This window comes from Lysinibacillus sp. A4 (assembly GCF_024919535.1).
Classification (GTDB): domain Bacteria; phylum Bacillota; class Bacilli; order Bacillales_A; family Planococcaceae; genus Lysinibacillus; species Lysinibacillus capsici.
In genome coordinates, this window is sequence record NZ_JANWTB010000005.1 from 234,792 (window position 1) to 251,909 (window position 17,118).

Sequence of the window (17,118 nt, forward strand, 5' to 3'; positions counted from 1 at the left end):
ATGGGTATAAATTCTTAATATTTCGATTAAAATTTACAAAAATATAACACTGGCTTTATATCTCTATACTATCATTATTGGTAAGAGTTGGAGGAGGAGCCAAGGATCATGCATTTTTTCCGTTTCATTAAGGTGAAGGACAAGTTACTTGTACTCATGATTGTTTGTGTATTATCGAATGTATTGCTAGGTGTATTCAGTGTAGATTATTTAAGGAAAATGTCGTGGCATGCAAGTGAGAGTTACACACAGGGACTTGTCCCAATTGGATGGCTAAATGAGCTAGAAGAATCACAGCGTCGATTGGATTTTATAGTAGATTCGAAGGGTGACGATAAAGAAATGACAGCCATTTTACAAAACATGGCCCAGCCTTTAGAGCATCTAGATAGCCAAGAAATTGATAAAAAGATGAGTCATCAAATTAAGAAGTATAAGTCATTGCTTAAGAAGCAGGAAGAAGCCATTGAGAATTTTAAGCAATTGAACCATGGTGAGCTAGATCAGTTTTATGTGCAAACATTTTTACCAATTAGTCAGGAGAGTCATGCATTATTAGAAGATACGCAAAATTATTTGGTTCAACGAGCAAAAGATCAACAGCAGGCTTATCAGAAAGATGTGCAATTTGGCTACTTGTTACTAGGTGGTGTATGCTTAGCGGTTGTCTTGCTTGTTATCCTTATCGGTTTTATCGCAACGAAGGCAGTCAATGTGCCAACCCGTCAACTAAAGTCGTTATTAAAACGTGCAGAACAAGGTGATTTCACTGCCAATGCAAGTTATGTAGCTCATGATGAGCTTGGTGAAGTAGTTCTGTCTTACAATCAAATGGTAACAGAGGTGAAACGACTACTCCATACTGTGACAGACAGTGCCTATGAAGTAGAAGAAATGACTGGGAAATTGCAGAAATCCTCTGAGCAATCATCAACAACGACATTAAAAATAGCGAAGGATGTACAATCTATTTCAGAGTCAACGTCTGCTTCTTCTAGTAAATTAGCTTCGAATACGGCTTCCTTAGAGGAAGTTTTAAATGATGTACAGGTTATTTTAGAAAAGGTTCAGGTTGTAGAAAGTTTTGCACAAAAAACGGCCAGAGATGCAGAAAGCGGAACTGAAATTGTACAGGCTAATTTAACGCAAATGCAAGCTATTAAGCAGGCGGTTGAAAAATCTAATACAGCTATCTTTAATTTAGTAGAGCGAGCTGCATCGATAGATCAAATGATTGAAGTAATAGAAAGAATAACAGCGCAAACAAATTTATTAGCTTTAAACGCGTCAATTGAAGCCGCTAGAGCAGGAGAGCATGGTAAAGGCTTTGCAGTAGTGGCTAATGAGGTTCGTAAGCTTGCAGAGCAAACTGTTCAATCGACACAAACGATTACATCCATTGTACAGAACATCCATTTAGATTCGAGTTATGCGGTACAAATGATGGAAGGCGTTTTAGTGGCGACTGAAAAAGGTGTAGCTGTTACAGGACAAACTGCGTCAAGTTTTGATCAAATTTTAGAAAAAGTACATACTATTAAGCCTTATATTATGGAAGTATCTGCTACGGTTCAAGAGATTGCCAATCACACGAAGAAGGTAAGTGAGGATGCAGGTATGCTGACAGCCTTATCTGATACGAATGCCGTGTCTACTAAGCATGTAGCTACGTTAACAGCTGATCAATTAACAGCTCAGCAACAGTTCCATAATTATATTAAGGAATTGCGCAAAGTATCAAAAGTTTTGCAAATAGCTGTCAAACGTTTTTCGATATAATTTAATATTAAAGAATAATATTCGAAAAGGGTCTTCTTTGCAAAAAATAGCAAAGAAGATTCTTTTTTTGCATGGTTACAAAACTAGCTTATGAAAGTGCAAAAGTTTTGTGTTTTTGAGGTGTACAAATGTGTTTTGTATATTTTTGTAGCACAATATTTTTCATGACCTCATATACTGTGAATAAGGGATTGTATGTTCTTTGTAAGGAATATTGTTAATATAATTGTTGTATTTTCAAAACGAACACATTATAATGAATTTCATTGAAAGTGTTATTAAATCAATGTTTATTAATATATTTTTGTACTTTCAGAAAGTACAATTGTTCACATGTGGAGGTTTTGGGAAATGAAAAAGATTATTGTTACTGGAGCACTTGGTCAAATTGGTTCTGAGCTAGTAGAAAAACTTCGTGGTATTTATGGAGAGGACAATATACTTGCTACAGACATTAGAAAGCTTGAACATACTAAGGGCCCATTTGAAATATTGGACGTGACAGATGGACAAAGAATGCATGATTTAGCAAAGGACTTCGGTGCAGATACGATGATGCATTTAGCAGCATTATTATCAGCTACAGCAGAGAGAAATCCATTGTTAGCTTGGAATTTAAATATGGGTGGATTAATGAATGCGTTAGAAGTTTCACGTGAGTTAAATATGCAATTTTTCACGCCAAGCTCAATTGGTGCGTTTGGTCCGTCTACACCTAAGGAAGATACACCACAGGATACTTTGCAAAGACCAACAACTATGTATGGGGTAAATAAGGTAGCGGGTGAGTTATTATGCGATTATTACTTCAATCGTTTTGGTGTTGATACACGCGGAGTACGCTTCCCAGGGCTAATTTCTTATGTAACACCTCCAGGTGGTGGTACAACAGATTATGCAGTAGAAATTTTCTATGAAGCCATCGAACAAGGCAAATATACATCGTATATTCAGGAAGGTACATTTATGGATATGATGTACATGCCAGATGCCTTACAAGCTATTGTAGATTTAATGGAAGCAGACGGTAGTAAGCTTGTTCATCGCAATGCTTTTAATATTACAGCCATGAGCTTCGAACCTTCGCAAATCGCGGCTGAAATCAAGAAACACTTACCAAATTTCACAATGAGCTATCAGGTAGATCCTGTTCGTCAGGCCATTGCAGATAGCTGGCCAAACTCTTTAAATATTGAAGCGGCTCAAAAAGAATGGGGCTTCAAAGCAGAATATGATTTAGCTAAAATGACGGTAGATATGTTAGAAAAATTGAAAATTAAACTGCATAAAAAAGCAATTTCATAATAGATAGGCAACGGGTGAAGACTAGACTTCATCCGTTTTTTTATATTTAAAAGAAAATTATTGGAATATATAGATTAAATTATGAAATTAAAATATAATAATATTCGGAATATTAATAGTATTCAGTTTAATTGATGCTATGATAATTTCACAAGGGGAAATTCACAAATGAAGGGATGATGGGTTTTATGATGCAAGCACCATTAGTTTTAACTAGTTTTTTTAAACGAGCAGAGAGCTATTTTGCAAGAAAATCAATTATTTCACGGACAAGCCCACACAAAATACATCGTTTAACATATGGGCAGTGGGCAAAAAGAACGCGTCGTTTAGCAGATGCCCTTACGAAGCTTGGGATGACAAGAGGAACAAAAGTCGGCTCCTTTGCGTGGAATCAGCATCGACATTTAGAAGCTTATTTTGCTGTGCCTTGCTCAGGGGCAATCTTACACATGGTAAATATTCGTTTATCAGAAGAGCATTTGATCTATATTATTAATCATGCAGAAGATGAGATTTTAATGGTAGATGTAGATTTATTACCGATCATTGAAAATATTGCGCCAAAACTTGATACAGTGAAACATTATATCATTATGACGGATGAACCAGCTTTGCCAAAGACTACATTACAAAATGTTTTATCCTATGAGGACATATTAGCTACTGCTGATGAAGAATTTCAATTTCCAGAGGATATTGATGAAGAAACACCTGCCGGTATGTGCTATACAAGCGCCACAACAGGGAATCCAAAGGGGGTTGTCTATTCCCATCGGGGTTTAGTATTACACAGTATCATGCTGAGTATGTCTGACTCTATGGGAATTGCGGAAAGAGATGTCGTGATGCCGATTGTACCCATGTTTCATGCAAATGCATGGGGCTTGCCTTTTGCTAGTGTCAATGTGGGTGCTACACAAGTTCTACCAGGTCCGCAATTTACTTCAGCATTAATAATGGATTTAATCGAACAAGAAAAGGTTACATTAACTGCTGGTGTTCCAACCATTTGGATAGGTGCCCTACAGGAGCAGGAAAAGAAAGAACGAGATATTAGTTCTTTAAGAGCGATATGCTGTGGTGGATCGGCTTCACCAACTCGACTCATTCGGACATTTGAAGAAAAATATGGGATTCCTTATATTGTTGTCTACGGCATGACGGAAACTACACCAATCGTGGCATTGTCTAATTATATGTCATGGATGGAAGATTGGCCGATTGAAAAGCGTATTGAAGCTCGAGCGATGCAAGGGATGACAATGGCAGGTATCGAATCTAGTATTATTAATGAGGCGGGGGAGGTACCTTGGGATGGCGAAACAATGGGGGAATTACGTTTAAAAGGCCCATGGATTTCCAACGAATACTATCGTGATGAGCGAACAGCAGATGCCTATCGAGATGGTTGGTTATATACTGGTGATATTGCTGTACGAACAGCAGATGGCTTTATTAAAATTACGGACCGTACGAAGGATCTTATTAAATCAGGTGGGGAATGGATTTCCTCTGTTGATTTGGAAAATGCGCTGATGACTCATGATGCCGTTTTAGAAGCGGCTGTCATTGCCATGCCCCATGCTAAATGGCAGGAGCGTCCATTAGCTTGCGTTGTATTGAAAGAGGGACAATCAGTAACTGAACCAGAGCTTCTTGCTTTTTTAGAAAATCAATTTGCCAAGTGGTGGGTACCAGATGCAGTCGTCTTTCTAGAAGAAATTCCAAAGACATCTGTCGGAAAATTCCTGAAAGCGAAGCTGCGAGATAATGTAGCAGAAATTTATCCTAAATCATTGGTATAGGTAAAAGAGCGATTTCCGTAAATGGAAGTCGCTCTTTTTTGAGTTATTTAGTTAGCATGTGGAAGACTTGTTCAACGTCTTTATCGCCACGACCAGAGATATTAATAATTAAGCTTTCATCAGGTGATAAAGTTGGTGCTAATTTTAGAGCATGTGCGACTGCATGTGAGCTTTCAAGAGCAGGAATAATACCTTCAACCTTAGAAAGTACTTGGAAGGCATCTAAAACCTCTTCATTTGTCACGGTCACATACTCAGCACGGCCGATTGTTTTCAAATGGCTATGCTCAGGTCCCGCACCTGGATAATCTAAACCAGCTGCTATTGAATAGGTAGGGAGTGGGTTACCTTCTGCGTCCTGAAGTACTAAACATTTGAAGCCGTGTAGCTCTCCTGGTGTTCCTTCGTTTAAGGTAGCAGCTTTGTCTGGCTCTATTCCAATAAGACGAACATCTTCGTCTGCAATATAATCAGCAAATGCCCCAATGGCATTACTACCGCCTCCTACACAGGCAAGAACAGCTGTCGGCAGCTTTCCTTCCTTTTCTAATATCTGTTCACGACTTTCGCGGCTAATCACTGATTGAAAATGTTTAACCATTGATGGGAAGGGATGTGGTCCAACTGCTGAGCCTAATAAATAGAAGGTTGTTTCATAGTTTTCTACTAAGTCAGCGAATGCCTCATCTACTGCATCCTTTAAGCGGCCTTGCCCTTTATCGACAGCTACAACTTTCGCGCCGAGAAGTTCCATGCGAAATACGTTCAATGCCTGACGTTTTGTATCTTCCAAGCCCATATAAATCGTGCAATCCATTCCAAACATGGCACACGCTGTAGCTGTTGCTACACCATGTTGACCTGCCCCTGTTTCGGCAATCACGCGATTTGCTCCCATACGTTTAGCTAGTAAAATTTGTCCTAATACATTATTGATTTTATGGGAGCCTGTGTGGTTAAGGTCTTCACGTTTTAAATAGATTTTTGCGCCACCTAATTGCTTTGTTAAATTCTCTGCAAAATAAAGAGGGGATTTACGACCGACATATTCACGGAAATAGTAATCTAATTCTTGCTTAAAATCATCATCCTCTTTATACTTTTGAAAATTCTCATCTAGTCTATTTAAAACATTTTGAAGCTCCTTTGGAACAAAGCTTCCACCAAATTCACCGAAATATCCCTTTTTTTCTACTACTGTACTCATCTTAACTCGACTCCTCTATGCTAATTTTTCCAAAAAAAAAGCCACTCCAATCCCTCATAAAAAGGACGAGTAACCGTGGTGCCACCTTCATTCGCAATTTTTGCGCGCTTTCCTGCTCCGGTAACGGGGAGCGAAACGGCCTTACATTTGATAAGGCTGCTCTGAAGTCCATTCACAAGTCTGTACTACTGGTTTGCACCAACCACCAGCTCTCTAAAAGTAACAATGCTTGCTACTACTCTTCTTCCTTGCATTTATTAGAAAGAATTGTAGAGTATTTTCAGAATAGTGTCAAGAAAAAAGACGAATCTAAAAAGATCCGTCAGTTAAATCAAATTTTTAAAGTCAAGGCGTTTGTTTAATACATACATAATCGGTGCACCTACAGCTAATACAACAAATTCACCCGCCGCGACGGTTAGCCAAGTCCAGAAAAATGGCAACTCTAAAGCCAAGTTCAGCTCAAAGGCAATGATAAACATAGTACATGTAAAGAGCAATGTATTAATAATTAAACGTGCCCAAATATTTTTGACAAATTTACAGATTAAAATAAACAGGCCAAGAGTAATCATTGAATGACCTACACCAAACACTAAATCGTAAATGCCAAGTGGTGAAAAGAGATTAGAAATCAATACACCAATAATAATCCCTACGGCAAAGCGTGGATTAAAGGCCACTAAATGGTTAAACATCTCAGATACTCGGAACTGTACCTCTGTAAAACCAAATGGGGCAACAAGCATGGTTACAGCTATATATAGAGCTGCAATGATACCACTTGCTGCTAAAAATTTTATTTTCATATTCATTTCTCCTTAGTTTTTTTTCGTGGGATGGTTACGAACCACGTAGAGCAAGTGCAATCATATCAGTATTCATGCGGATTTGTAAATACCTATGTGTAAATTATGTGTAAAATTATAAAGCGGCTAAAATATTCATTGTATTTCTCTCATCTTCTTCACGAAGTTCTTTGATAAGGTGTGTGTAAATTCGAATGGTTGTATCTGCATCTGCATGGCCAAGTCTTTCAGAAATATACTGAACTGAAATTCCTTTATAAAATAAAATGCTGGCATGAGAATGACGTAAACCATGAATAGAAATTTCTTCTATCTTTAATTCACATAGTATTTTTTTTAATGCTTTATTAACACCTGTATTGCTGAAAACTTTGTATTTAGAAGCTGGATTATAAAACACCAATTTATGAATGTTTTCTGGAGTCACTTCAAAAAAATGATTGAACAGACGCATCGTTACTTTGTCTATTTTAATAATGCGGTTTGAACTTTCTGTTTTTGTCTTTTTAATACCTTCATCATAGGAGTTTGTATATCCCCATGTCTTGTTAATGTTGATCGTATTGTCTTTGAAATTAAAATCATTTCTAGTGAGTGCGATTATTTCGGCAAAGCGCATCCCAGATTTCAAAGCCAATAAAATAATATAATACACAGGCCTGTTAACTTCTTTTAATGATGCAATTAGATAACTGGATAACAACTTACTTTCAGTATAGTTAATATGCTTTTCATCACTCTTTTTGGAGTCCTGGCCAGAAATGGTTGCATTTCTTGTGAAATCAGAGGGGATGATACCCTCATCAACAGCTTCGCGTACACAGGCCCTAATATGAGCATTGATTTTTTTTACTGTTTCTTTAGATTTGGTCTTTCCGTACTCATTAAGAAAAGATTGATAATCACTCTTTTTGATATGCTGTAAGGGGGTGTTAGAAAAGTGCTTTCTAATTACCTTCAATGTATTTTTGTAATGTACTTTTGTAGGTGGTGCAGTATTAGATTTGTAAATAGACACCCACTGTTCAAAATACTCATCAATCGGTTCTAATTTCGTAACAGGATTAAAACCCTTATTTAATTTAGACTCGACCTCAGCAGCTGCGATCTGTGCCTCTTTCTTCGTTTTGAAACCGCCCTTGCGTATAGGTTTTGATTCACCATTGACCATACGGCTGACAATATACTGCCAAGTCTTTCCGCGTTTTGTGAAACTCGCCATACACATTCTCCTTCCAGTGATATAAGAAAAGAGCTAGACGAATGAGCCTGCTCTTTTTGTTTAATTAATTTTTAGCGCTAATAATTAATCAAGATTCACAATGTAAGTTACTACTTTACCATGTAGACGTAGATCGTCATATGCTTCACTAACTATGTAATCTGTAAAGCTAGTATCATATGATTCGGGTCTGAAAATTAATCGTTCACCATCTCTATAAAATCTCTTAACTGAGAAACTATAACCGTTGCTATAAACAATGATGTCGTTATTATCTAGATCTGCGATGTTGATTGGTTTTACAGCTATAAGAGATTTATGAGGAATAACTTTATTCATAGAGTCTCCGTTAACTCGCATGATAAATATTTCATTATCTCCTGCATATCTACCTAGTAATTCGTCTGGAATTGTGATGGTGTCTTTCTCAGAAATTCCATCAATGGTGATTGGTTCTCCTGCTGAAACTGGTGTAGGGATATAATCGTATTCAGAAACAGCTTGGAAGGCCTCTTTTTCATCCCAACCCATTAGATATGAGGGGGAGAGATTTAATGCCTTACTTAGTTTAGTTACTATGGTATAAGGCATATCTTCTATTTCGTTTTTTTCGTATCTATATATGGTGGCTCGGTTTTTCCCTATCATATCCCCTAGTTGATCAGCAGTGATTTTTAACTGTTTCCGCCTAGATTTAATTTTGTCTCCCATGTTCATGGTATTTTCACCTCCCATCTGTATCTATTATTCTAAATATTTTTTCGCATATATGCAACTTTTAGTATTCTGTTAGATAATTATATTGCATATGTGCGAAAAATGATTGACAAAGAGAATTTTACCAATTAAGATATGATTAATCGCATATATGCGACATCTTTCTTAGGGAAGGAGGATAATAGATGAATGTTAATGAATTGAAGAGAAAAATTATTGAAAACGGAATGAATATTGAAATGATGTCCTTAGCTATTGGAATGAACAAAAGTACATTTTATAGAAAGATGCGTAATCGGGGTGAAACATTTACAGTTAAAGAAGTGAACCTCATCTGCAAACGGTTATCTCTTTCTAAGGTAGAAGCAATGGTAATTTTTTTTGGTGATTATGTCGCATAAACGCGACTTTATAAGTGGAGCGCTGTGATACCGAGCCGATGACGGTATATAAGTCCTTATAGCTGATGAGACGGTAGCAACGTTAGATTACTGGGAGTGGGGTGAGAGGATGGATGCAGAAAAGAATAAACAAAGGTTCCGGGAGTTATCTGAAAAGCATCACCAAAAAATGGATGAGGTTCTGGCATACGGAAAAGCCCATTCGCCTGAAGAGCGAAATGGGCAAGAATTTAAAACGAAAATGGAGCAGTACAGCCAAGAGCTGAATGAAATAATGAGAGAAAAAATGCTCATATGGTATCGAATATTGTATCCGGAGCGGGGCAATCAGCTTGAAAGGAAATTTTAACTTAAGATTGATAGTCAACAAATACAAAATCTTCAAGTTGTCTAGTAATTTTCCTCAATGAAATATGCATTATATCAAGAGTTTTTTCATCTTCGTCATAAGGACTTATATTGCGTTTGATTAACTCGGTGTGAAAATAATTCAGAGCTTTATTTAGCACATCTAGTTCTTCTTTTGGAAAAGTGTAATTTTCGGCTTCGAATTTAAATTTAGCTAATGTCGTATTACTTCTGGTACGTCTTTCGTCAGATTCACCACAAGAATATAAATGGCAATTTTTGATAGCCCAATCAAGAGCGATATTTACTAGTGTTTTATCATAGTCATTTAAATCTTTAAAGACGCTGGCTGTGTTTATCACTGTATATCACCTCACTTTCTAGGTGAATTATACCAAATTACCAAAGTGATGTGATACCGAGCCAATGACGGTATATAAGTCCTTATAGCTGATAAGACGGTAGCAATGTTAATCAAAACGAAAGTGAGGTGAATAGTGTGGAAGAAAAATTTGAGATTTGGCTATCAGATACTCAAGAAGTGATCCGGGAACGGGCTGATTCATTGTTGAAATGTATGAAAGAGAACTGCTCAACATATGGGGAGCTTGATTGTCTTATCCATAAATTCAAAAGAGATGTTTTGTTTCAGAAAAAGTTTCAGAGATTGGAGCCTGTGTTTGATGTTCTTTATCAATTAATAGAGAGTGAAAAAAATGCCCTCTCAATTAGAGAGGACTGATAATTAGTCAACTACAGATATAGATTTAACAGCAGAGGTAAAATATATTTCTTTGTCTTCACCTTCACCAATGGAAAATGCTTGATGGGAGAGTAAGAATCCGCCAATTCCTAATCTTTCATCAGTAGTGCTAAGTGGTGAGCCTTTTTTATCAAAGTTACCATCTATATCGCCAACATAATTCTGTTTTAAGTAGAATCCTTTGTCAGAAGAATAGTTGTTAATACCAACTAAAACTGTATCAGGAGAAACAGTAATTTTTTCTCCATCAATCATGTTAATGATTATCAATTCTATCACCTACCTTTCTAGGTGAATTATACCAAATTACCTATGTGCTGTGATACTTATGCCACGGATGCAACGTTAAAAAAATACATGGAAGCGAGGTGATGATAAATGCAACAACTTCAAGTCAATTTAACAATTCCAGTTCCAGAAGGTTATGTGATGGTGAAAAAAGTGGAACTAGAAGAACTTAAACAGGAGAGTTTAAGTGGTATTTGCTGGACGATGCAGGATTTAGAAAGCCGTATTAAGAAAAAGCGTGACTGGATTAAAGATAATGTCCTTTTCCCTTCAAAGTTTAGAGAAATACTTGATACCGAAAACGGTGGATTTGTTTATTATCCAAAAGGAATAGGGGAAAAGTGGTCGTTTCATGCAATGCAGATGGCAAACTTTATAGATGAAAATTATAGCTCGATTTTTGGTTATGAGGGCAAATGAGATTTGGTGAAAATAAAAATTTGAATTGGAGGAACAAAGATGTTAGGGGAATTACAAACAGCATACGGACAAGCTTTAAAAAATCTAGTATTCGTAGATTTTGTTAATAAAAAAGTAATTGGTACAGGTGGATTAAATGCATTAGAAATGGAGCATTCAAAAGAAAGTGCTTGTTGCAGAGATATGATAACGGCTATTAATTTACATTTTCACGAAGGGGATTTCGATTTAGTGAAGGAGCGGATAGAAGTTCTGACAGATAGAGTCAATTATATCAAGTCTCTAGAAGGTTATTTAAAAGAACAGCGCTGCAACAAATTATTTGAGATTGCTAGTCATTTGTGCAAGCAGGGAAAATTAGCAAAAGTGGTGAGACGTGATGTTAATCCAAATTGTTAAATGCATAAAAAAACTGCTTAATCGCTCCAACGATTAAACAGCATGTAAATCTTGTGAATTTGATTCCAATCACTAACTATGTCCAGTAGTTAGTAACTTTAAAACCTTTGCCGTACTTATGAAGGTGCGGCTTTATTTGACTATTGCCAAATACCTTAACGCTAGTATAGCAACCCTCATGGTAATTAGTCAATTAGCGTCCTTGTAATAGATATTAGGTTTACGACGATGCCCTAAATATGACAAGGATAATAGATTATTAACAACATGGGGAGAGAGTTACATGAAGAGAAAACACAACATTAAGCATGTATTAGCAGCATACGAGGATTCGTTTGCAATAGAGAAAAAGGATAGTAGAGAAGAACATATTGAGAGTTTACGTGCCAAATCCTTAGCTGGGTATCGTGTGAAAACGATTAAGAGTGGAGAAATATTGGAAGTTGAAGCCTACCCTTTTTGGGAAGTACCACAGGGTTTACGTAAAAAGAAAAGTGAGAGTAGCCAAGCACAAAAGAATCTGAATGATAAAAACACTAAGAAACATGTTACACGACTTATTAACGCAAATTTCAGAAATTATGTGGATATTTGGCTTACGTACACTTACCCACAAGGGAAAATGCCAGTAGATTTTGAGCAGGCCAAAAAGGATATGACAAATCTTATCAGACGAATGAAAAATTGGCTTAATAAGCAGGAGCAGTACAAGGATTTTGAGTTGAAGTATATCTATGTGACAGAGCATACAAAGGACGGCAGTAAAGTGAGGGCTCACCATCACATGGTTACAAATTTTCCTAATCGTGATGTTGCTGAAAAGTTGTGGAATTGTGGAGGACGTACTCAGTCAAGACGACTGCAAAGTGATGATTTTGGCTTTGAGGGAATGGCTCGTTATATCACAAAAGAAAAAGGTAACAAAACGATGAAGCGTTATACACCTTCTCGCAATTTAAAGCAACCAACAGTTACAGTGGCGGATACAAAGCTGACTCGTAGACGTGCAGAAAAGATTGCTAAGGATGAAGTATCGGCACATGAAATTTTTGAAAAGTGGTACAAGGATTATCAATTCAAAGACATGCAAGTGAAGTTTTCTGATTTTGTTTCAGGAGCTTATTTGTACGTGCGTATGAAGCGAATTGACAATTTTGCCAAAAGAAATACAAATCGTGGAGGCGATAGGGATGGAGAAGATGGACCATCACATTGAAATGATACAAGAAGGGCAAATGAATATTTTTGAAGCGGAATACCAAGCGAAGGAACAGGAGGTTTTAAAAGTGGTAGAACAAGCGAAAACAAAATTAATGACAGAACTCAGAATGGAAGGGGTGCATCCTTACATTTCGGCAATAGGTAATTTCCTGTTGGATTTTATAAAGGACAACCCATCAGCTGCAGAAAAAATCATGGTGAAAGGCAAAACGATTATTGGCAGCATGAAGGAAATGCGTAAAATAGCTGAAAAACAGCAGGTTAATAATTGCGGGGTTTTAACACCAGAGCAAGGATTAGAAGCGGTCCTAAGTTATTTTGATATTAAGCCAAAAGAAAAAGTTCCAGTTGTTAAGGTGGCTACACCAAATCTATCAAATCACACACCAAAAGAGTCAGTTGTTGCTCCAAAACCTACACAACGTTTTGAAGCCTCGCTGGACGAATTTTTGTAAGGGGGCGACATCGATGGAACACGATGCATTTATTGAATCATTGCTTGCGCATTTTCCAACCGAAGTACCTGAACATGTGCAATTTGAAGCGGAAGAAAAAGCGTTGCTGTTGAGCAGATATATTTTTGTAAACAGTGGAAAGAATCGGACAGGCTACTGTACACATTGTCGAAGTACATTCCCTGTTGAAGATCCGATTAAGCAAGATGGACAAGGAGAATGCCCTGAATGTTTTTCGAAATGTAAATACAAAAAGGCATGGTTGGGGCGAAAGACTTTAATCGATACAGCTTGTATTTTACATTGCCAGAAATCTGTATTAGATCCATCTGTAGTAACGGTGGAATGGTTATATGCTTCTCGAGATTATAGAGAGGATTTCAAGAATGTGAGTACAGAGTATACAGCTGTTGCGCGTTTCGTATACGACTATGAAAATAAAATTTGCCAAAAAATCGAGGGTGGATGGAGTGGTCGATGGTGGGCAGAGGGTGGATTCAGTACGCCTGGCTTCTTACAGAATAGATCCTTTGTGTCCAGAAGAATCATGGGTGAAACATTTGAAGATGGTATTGGTGGAACGCCTTTTCAATACAGTGCTTGGCAACGATATGATTATGAAGCTGTATTAAAGTACCTACCGTTGGTTGCAAAATACCCAAGTGTAGAAATCCTAACGAAAGCTGGATTAGATAGTTTCGTATTAGCGAAAATATATGGACTTAAAACTTTTAGTGCAATAAATTGGTCAAAATCTAAATTACATCACATTTTCAAAATGTCGAAGCAAGACTTTCGATTATTAATGGAGAATAACGTCGCAAGTTCGTTGTATCACACAAAAGATTTTCTTTTTAAAGCTTGGGTAGTGCAGCAATGGCGGAAAGAAAAATCGAAAATGAATATAGATGAATTGCAAAACTACATGAAGAGCTTCGCTGTAGAAGATGACATGAAAACATTGAAATTTATAAGGAAGTTCACTTCCCTCCATCGTTTGTTTAATTATGCAAACAAGCAATTCGGAAAAGATAAAAAACATTTTATTAGATGCCATCAAGTATTGATCACTTGGCGTGATTATTTGATGGATTGTCAAAAGTTAAAGGTTCATATTGATGATGCGATTATTTTCCCAAATAGTTTGCGTAAGGCACATGAAGAGACTATTAAACGTGTGAAACATTACGAAGACGAGCTTATGCGTAAGAAGGCGAAAGAGAGATACGAAAAAATTAAGCATTATGAGTTTGAACTTGGCCAATTGAAAATAGTAGTCCCGCATACAGCCAAAGAAATTATCGATGAAGGGAATAAATTGTCTCATTGTGTTGGAGGGTATGCGCAGCGGCATGTGGATGGCCAGACAACAATACTATTTATTCGCAAAACCGAAAACCCTGAGGAATCATTCTACACTGTGGAAGTTAAAAATGAGAAGGTTTCACAAGTACGTGGAACCAAGAATAATCCTGCGACAGAAGATGTCCAAGCATTTATTGAAGAATTTAAAAAGCAAAAGTTAACTAAGAAAGTGAGGAAAGCGGTATGACGCAATTAATTACAGAACGGTCTACAGATGTTATTGCAGCTGAAATCAATGCAATTAAATTCCAAACACAAACAATGATGTTGCAGGCTTCGGCTGAAATAGGAAAAAGGCTGATTGAGGCAAAGGACCAATTACCTCATGGTGAGTGGGGAAAATGGTTGAAGGAGAATGTAGAGTACAGTCAATCGACAGCAAATAACTTAATGCAAATCCATGTAGAGTATAGTTCAAATTCCCAAGCGTTTGGGAATTTGAGTTATTCGAAAGCAGTGGCTTTATTGGGTATTGATGCTGAAGATCGAGAGGCATTTTTACAAGAAAACGATGTTGATGAAATGTCTACTAGAGAGCTTCAAAAGATTGTTAAAGAGAAACAGAAACTTGAAAAGGAAATGGCCAAGCGTGAAGCGGATGCCGCAAAAGAAAAGAGTCTGTTAGAAAAAGATATTCAGGACCTTAAACAACAGCTGCAAGATGTTCAACAACATGTAGGTGAGAATGAGGTTTCGGAAAAAGAGATTAATAGGTTAACACAAGAGTTGGCCGTTGCTGAGTCCAGGGCGAAAAAGTTAGAAGAGAGCTTAAAAGCCAAACCAATTGAAGCGGCCACTGTTGAGATTATTCCAGATGATGTGCAAAAGGAGTTGGACCAACTTAGGAGCAAAGTGAATGAGTCATCTGATCCTGCAGAGATAAAATTCAAAATGCGTTTTGAGTCATTGGTGAATGAATTTAATTTAACATTGCTTGTACTTGATGAAATCGGGGATAGCGAGGTGAAGATCAAGTATACAAATGCTGTTCATAAGTTAATGGATAAAATGCGTGCCACTTTGGAGGGAGGGGTGTAGTAATGTCGGGTCTATATTGGAGTGCTGCTCAAGGTGAATATATTAAGTGTCCTGTGGAAGGTTGTAAGCATATAGGCATCGTCATTACTGCAGCTCACTGCCGAATTGAACACGGTATGACTCGAGAGGAAGTAAAAGAGAAATATGGTCAACCTAAAAACGTTTCGAAGCGGAAAACAAGAACAATTGAGAGGGATACGTATCTAACGTAGTTGAGGACTGGTTAAATACATTGTACAGAAGCAAACATGAAAAGAGAGGTGAAAAATGCAGACAGTGATATTTTTGTTACAAATATTATTTATTATGTATTGGTTTATGCTTGGACTATTAATTGTATTTAAGGTTTATATGCCTCCAAGATCAGTAATAGCAACAATGCTTATTTTTACTGGAATATTAATGGCTATTATAGTATTTTCACCTGTACCAATTACAAAGGTGCATATTTATCTTCATTGAGTAATTACTAAACAGAATGTTAGAAGGATAAATAATAATTGGAGGTGTGCCGATGAGTAGCATCGCACAAGAACAAATAGCTGCTATAGCAGAAGTTGCTATAGCCAAATTCAACGAGCTTCAACAAGAAGAAAAAACTAAAAGATTGGATAGACGACTTTTTAACACAAGAATATTGTTGAAGAATTACCGTCACTTAAAAGTGTATTGCGATGAAATGAAAGAAAACATGGATTTAGAGGGTGAGGAGCAAGAAGAAATAATTTCACCTGATAAAGAATATCTTACATTAGAATCTATAAAAAGAAGCGAAGCTCGTACGCTTGCAATGATGAGATTTATCGACAATATGATTAGGGTATACAAAATGGACTGTAAACACTTGGGTACAGAAGCGGTGCGAAGATATGAAACGCTTTTACACTTTTATATAAACGATGAAAGAAAGACTTACGCAGAAATAGCAAAACTGCATAATGTACATGAACGTACTGCTCAACGGGATCTGAAAGAGGCAGTTCATGCGATGTCAGTCCTTTTTTTCGGCACAGATGGATTGCGGTTACAGTTATAACTGTGTCGTAAAGATGTCGTTTTAAATGCTTTGTAAATATTATATAGTGTAGATGTAGAGTAATTGGATTTACTTTACATCAAGAGTCTTCCAACTCACACGTGAAGTCCCGTTTGATAAACGGGCGAACAACAAAATAGACGTCTGCTGGAACGTCAACACCCGAGTCACACTAAAAAGGTGTGACTTTTTATTATCAATAAATAGAACGAACGTTCTTTATTTATGCTATACTCAATCCATCAACGTTTTGATGGGAGGGATAGCGAATGATAGTAAATGAGATGGACAAATATGAATTAACGAATTTTATGAAAGAAGTAAAAGAGTATATTTGTAGACCAGGTGGTGTGTATTTCTCTCATTTAACCAAAGATGATCTTAACGAAATATTAAATCCTCCAACAGATGATGATGGTTATGTACACAAGTATTATTTATCTGAGAATACAAAAATACTGGTTGAACTAATATCAGATTTAATTAAAAGGAAGTCGCGTTCTTAATAAAGTGTGGAAGTGGTGGGTAATAAAGCGT

At 36.9% G+C, this 17,118-nt stretch carries 22 protein-coding genes, 1 riboswitch and 1 other annotated feature; of the genes, 16 read left to right on the top strand and 6 right to left on the bottom strand.

Annotated features, from left to right (window positions below):
* Positions 1-108 precede the first annotated feature (108 nt).
* The 3 genes from NY607_RS12195 (at position 109) to NY607_RS12205 (ending at position 4,892) form a co-directional block, all read left to right on the top strand.
* Positions 109-1,779 (top strand): methyl-accepting chemotaxis protein, encoded by a 1,671-nt coding sequence (locus NY607_RS12195; RefSeq protein ID WP_131520753.1) that lies wholly within the window; start codon positions 109-111, stop codon positions 1,777-1,779.
* Between the two features lie 351 nt (positions 1,780-2,130).
* Positions 2,131-3,084 (top strand): L-threonine 3-dehydrogenase, encoded by a 954-nt coding sequence (locus NY607_RS12200; RefSeq protein WP_004225462.1) that lies wholly within the window; start codon positions 2,131-2,133, stop codon positions 3,082-3,084.
* Between the two features lie 188 nt (positions 3,085-3,272).
* Complete coding sequence (locus NY607_RS12205; protein ID WP_259419763.1) at positions 3,273-4,892, top strand: long-chain fatty acid--CoA ligase; 1,620 nt, start codon at positions 3,273-3,275, stop codon at positions 4,890-4,892.
* Between the two features lie 43 nt (positions 4,893-4,935).
* Here the strand turns inward: NY607_RS12205 and trpB are convergent, their stop codons facing one another.
* The 4 genes from trpB to NY607_RS12225 form a co-directional block, all read right to left on the bottom strand.
* Positions 4,936-6,099: a tryptophan synthase subunit beta gene (gene trpB, locus NY607_RS12210; protein ID WP_259419764.1), complete on the bottom strand. Its 1,164-nt coding sequence runs from the start codon at positions 6,097-6,099 to the stop codon at positions 4,936-4,938.
* A gap of 58 nt (positions 6,100-6,157) precedes the next feature.
* Positions 6,158-6,357: a binding site (T-box leader), on the bottom strand.
* Positions 6,358-6,425: 68 nt separating this feature from the next.
* Entirely contained in the window at positions 6,426-6,908 is a 483-nt protein-coding gene (locus NY607_RS12215) for a QueT transporter family protein (protein ID WP_131520756.1), read from the bottom strand.
* A gap of 6 nt (positions 6,909-6,914) precedes the next feature.
* Positions 6,915-6,959: riboswitch (PreQ1 riboswitch) on the bottom strand.
* 64 nt (positions 6,960-7,023) lie between these two features.
* Positions 7,024-8,130, bottom strand: coding sequence for a site-specific integrase (locus NY607_RS12220; protein WP_259419765.1), 1,107 nt, complete (start codon positions 8,128-8,130; stop codon positions 7,024-7,026).
* Positions 8,131-8,214: 84 nt separating this feature from the next.
* Positions 8,215-8,847: a LexA family protein gene (locus tag NY607_RS12225; RefSeq protein ID WP_221679247.1), complete on the bottom strand. Its 633-nt coding sequence runs from the start codon at positions 8,845-8,847 to the stop codon at positions 8,215-8,217.
* Between the two features lie 185 nt (positions 8,848-9,032).
* Here NY607_RS12225 and NY607_RS12230 point away from each other — a divergent pair, with 185 nt between their 5' ends.
* Together NY607_RS12230 and NY607_RS12235 are read left to right on the top strand one after the other, a co-directional pair.
* Positions 9,033-9,248: an XRE family transcriptional regulator gene (locus NY607_RS12230; protein WP_221679248.1), complete on the top strand. Its 216-nt coding sequence runs from the start codon at positions 9,033-9,035 to the stop codon at positions 9,246-9,248.
* A 109-nt stretch (positions 9,249-9,357) separates the two neighbouring features.
* Positions 9,358-9,597: a hypothetical protein gene (locus NY607_RS12235; RefSeq protein ID WP_259419766.1), complete on the top strand. Its 240-nt coding sequence runs from the start codon at positions 9,358-9,360 to the stop codon at positions 9,595-9,597.
* Between the two features lies 1 nt (position 9,598).
* Here NY607_RS12235 and NY607_RS12240 read toward each other — a convergent pair whose 3' ends face one another.
* A complete protein-coding gene (locus NY607_RS12240; RefSeq protein WP_259419767.1) occupies positions 9,599-9,958 on the bottom strand; it encodes a hypothetical protein in 360 nt (119 codons plus the stop codon).
* 137 nt (positions 9,959-10,095) lie between these two features.
* On the opposite strand from NY607_RS12240, the gene NY607_RS12245 reads away from it, so the two are divergent.
* Positions 10,096-10,338: a hypothetical protein gene (locus tag NY607_RS12245; RefSeq protein WP_259419768.1), complete on the top strand. Its 243-nt coding sequence runs from the start codon at positions 10,096-10,098 to the stop codon at positions 10,336-10,338.
* 3 nt (positions 10,339-10,341) lie between these two features.
* Here NY607_RS12245 and NY607_RS12250 read toward each other — a convergent pair whose 3' ends face one another.
* Complete coding sequence (locus NY607_RS12250; protein ID WP_259419769.1) at positions 10,342-10,629, bottom strand: hypothetical protein; 288 nt, start codon at positions 10,627-10,629, stop codon at positions 10,342-10,344.
* 108 nt (positions 10,630-10,737) lie between these two features.
* Here NY607_RS12250 and NY607_RS12255 point away from each other — a divergent pair, with 108 nt between their 5' ends.
* The 10 genes from NY607_RS12255 (at position 10,738) to NY607_RS12300 (ending at position 17,087) form a co-directional block, all read left to right on the top strand.
* The gene (locus NY607_RS12255; RefSeq protein WP_259419770.1) at positions 10,738-11,067 is read left to right on the top strand and encodes a DUF771 domain-containing protein; all 330 of its coding nucleotides are present in this window, start codon (positions 10,738-10,740) and stop codon (positions 11,065-11,067) included.
* Between the two features lie 39 nt (positions 11,068-11,106).
* Positions 11,107-11,466, top strand: a complete 360-nt coding sequence (locus NY607_RS12260; protein ID WP_259419771.1) for a hypothetical protein — start codon at positions 11,107-11,109, stop codon at positions 11,464-11,466.
* A gap of 283 nt (positions 11,467-11,749) precedes the next feature.
* A complete protein-coding gene (locus NY607_RS12265; protein ID WP_259419772.1) occupies positions 11,750-12,682 on the top strand; it encodes a replication protein in 933 nt (310 codons plus the stop codon).
* A complete protein-coding gene (locus NY607_RS12270) occupies positions 12,657-13,142 on the top strand; it encodes a hypothetical protein (RefSeq protein WP_259419773.1) in 486 nt (161 codons plus the stop codon). The genes NY607_RS12265 and NY607_RS12270 overlap by 26 nt, the downstream gene beginning before the upstream one ends.
* A 13-nt stretch (positions 13,143-13,155) precedes the next feature.
* Complete coding sequence (locus NY607_RS12275; RefSeq protein WP_259419774.1) at positions 13,156-14,694, top strand: PcfJ domain-containing protein; 1,539 nt, start codon at positions 13,156-13,158, stop codon at positions 14,692-14,694.
* Positions 14,691-15,545, top strand: a complete 855-nt coding sequence (locus tag NY607_RS12280) for a DUF3102 domain-containing protein (RefSeq protein ID WP_259419775.1) — start codon at positions 14,691-14,693, stop codon at positions 15,543-15,545. Before NY607_RS12275 ends, NY607_RS12280 begins: the two co-directional genes overlap by 4 nt.
* Positions 15,546-15,547: 2 nt before the next feature.
* Positions 15,548-15,757 (top strand): hypothetical protein, encoded by a 210-nt coding sequence (locus NY607_RS12285; RefSeq protein WP_221679258.1) that lies wholly within the window; start codon positions 15,548-15,550, stop codon positions 15,755-15,757.
* A 55-nt stretch (positions 15,758-15,812) separates the two neighbouring features.
* On the top strand, positions 15,813-16,007 hold the full coding sequence (locus NY607_RS12290) for a hypothetical protein (RefSeq protein ID WP_259419776.1): 195 nt from the start codon (positions 15,813-15,815) through the stop codon (positions 16,005-16,007).
* Positions 16,008-16,059: 52 nt separating this feature from the next.
* Positions 16,060-16,581, top strand: coding sequence for a hypothetical protein (locus NY607_RS12295; protein ID WP_221679260.1), 522 nt, complete (start codon positions 16,060-16,062; stop codon positions 16,579-16,581).
* A gap of 269 nt (positions 16,582-16,850) precedes the next feature.
* Positions 16,851-17,087, top strand: a complete 237-nt coding sequence (locus tag NY607_RS12300) for a hypothetical protein (RefSeq protein WP_259419777.1) — start codon at positions 16,851-16,853, stop codon at positions 17,085-17,087.
* Positions 17,088-17,118 lie beyond the last annotated feature (31 nt).

Excerpts from the sequence above, each read along its gene's own strand:
- NY607_RS12300 (WP_259419777.1), top strand. The coding sequence starts at position 16,851 with ATGATAGTAAATGAGATGGACAAATATGAATTAACGAATTTTATGAAA.
- NY607_RS12225 (WP_221679247.1), bottom strand. The coding sequence starts at position 8,847 with ATGAACATGGGAGACAAAATTAAATCTAGGCGGAAACAGTTAAAAATC.
- NY607_RS12280 (WP_259419775.1), top strand. The coding sequence starts at position 14,691 with ATGACGCAATTAATTACAGAACGGTCTACAGATGTTATTGCAGCTGAA.
- NY607_RS12215 (WP_131520756.1), bottom strand. The coding sequence starts at position 6,908 with ATGAAAATAAAATTTTTAGCAGCAAGTGGTATCATTGCAGCTCTATAT.
- NY607_RS12195 (WP_131520753.1), top strand. The coding sequence starts at position 109 with ATGCATTTTTTCCGTTTCATTAAGGTGAAGGACAAGTTACTTGTACTC.
- NY607_RS12270 (WP_259419773.1), top strand. The coding sequence starts at position 12,657 with ATGGAGAAGATGGACCATCACATTGAAATGATACAAGAAGGGCAAATG.
- NY607_RS12260 (WP_259419771.1), top strand. The coding sequence starts at position 11,107 with ATGTTAGGGGAATTACAAACAGCATACGGACAAGCTTTAAAAAATCTA.
- NY607_RS12230 (WP_221679248.1), top strand. The coding sequence starts at position 9,033 with ATGAATGTTAATGAATTGAAGAGAAAAATTATTGAAAACGGAATGAAT.
- NY607_RS12290 (WP_259419776.1), top strand. The coding sequence starts at position 15,813 with ATGCAGACAGTGATATTTTTGTTACAAATATTATTTATTATGTATTGG.
- NY607_RS12255 (WP_259419770.1), top strand. The coding sequence starts at position 10,738 with ATGCAACAACTTCAAGTCAATTTAACAATTCCAGTTCCAGAAGGTTAT.
- NY607_RS12285 (WP_221679258.1), top strand. The coding sequence starts at position 15,548 with ATGTCGGGTCTATATTGGAGTGCTGCTCAAGGTGAATATATTAAGTGT.
- NY607_RS12200 (WP_004225462.1), top strand. The coding sequence starts at position 2,131 with ATGAAAAAGATTATTGTTACTGGAGCACTTGGTCAAATTGGTTCTGAG.
- NY607_RS12205 (WP_259419763.1), top strand. The coding sequence starts at position 3,273 with ATGATGCAAGCACCATTAGTTTTAACTAGTTTTTTTAAACGAGCAGAG.
- NY607_RS12220 (WP_259419765.1), bottom strand. The coding sequence starts at position 8,130 with ATGGCGAGTTTCACAAAACGCGGAAAGACTTGGCAGTATATTGTCAGC.
- NY607_RS12275 (WP_259419774.1), top strand. The coding sequence starts at position 13,156 with ATGGAACACGATGCATTTATTGAATCATTGCTTGCGCATTTTCCAACC.
- NY607_RS12235 (WP_259419766.1), top strand. The coding sequence starts at position 9,358 with ATGGATGCAGAAAAGAATAAACAAAGGTTCCGGGAGTTATCTGAAAAG.
- NY607_RS12265 (WP_259419772.1), top strand. The coding sequence starts at position 11,750 with ATGAAGAGAAAACACAACATTAAGCATGTATTAGCAGCATACGAGGAT.
- trpB (WP_259419764.1), bottom strand. The coding sequence starts at position 6,099 with ATGAGTACAGTAGTAGAAAAAAAGGGATATTTCGGTGAATTTGGTGGA.
- NY607_RS12295 (WP_221679260.1), top strand. The coding sequence starts at position 16,060 with ATGAGTAGCATCGCACAAGAACAAATAGCTGCTATAGCAGAAGTTGCT.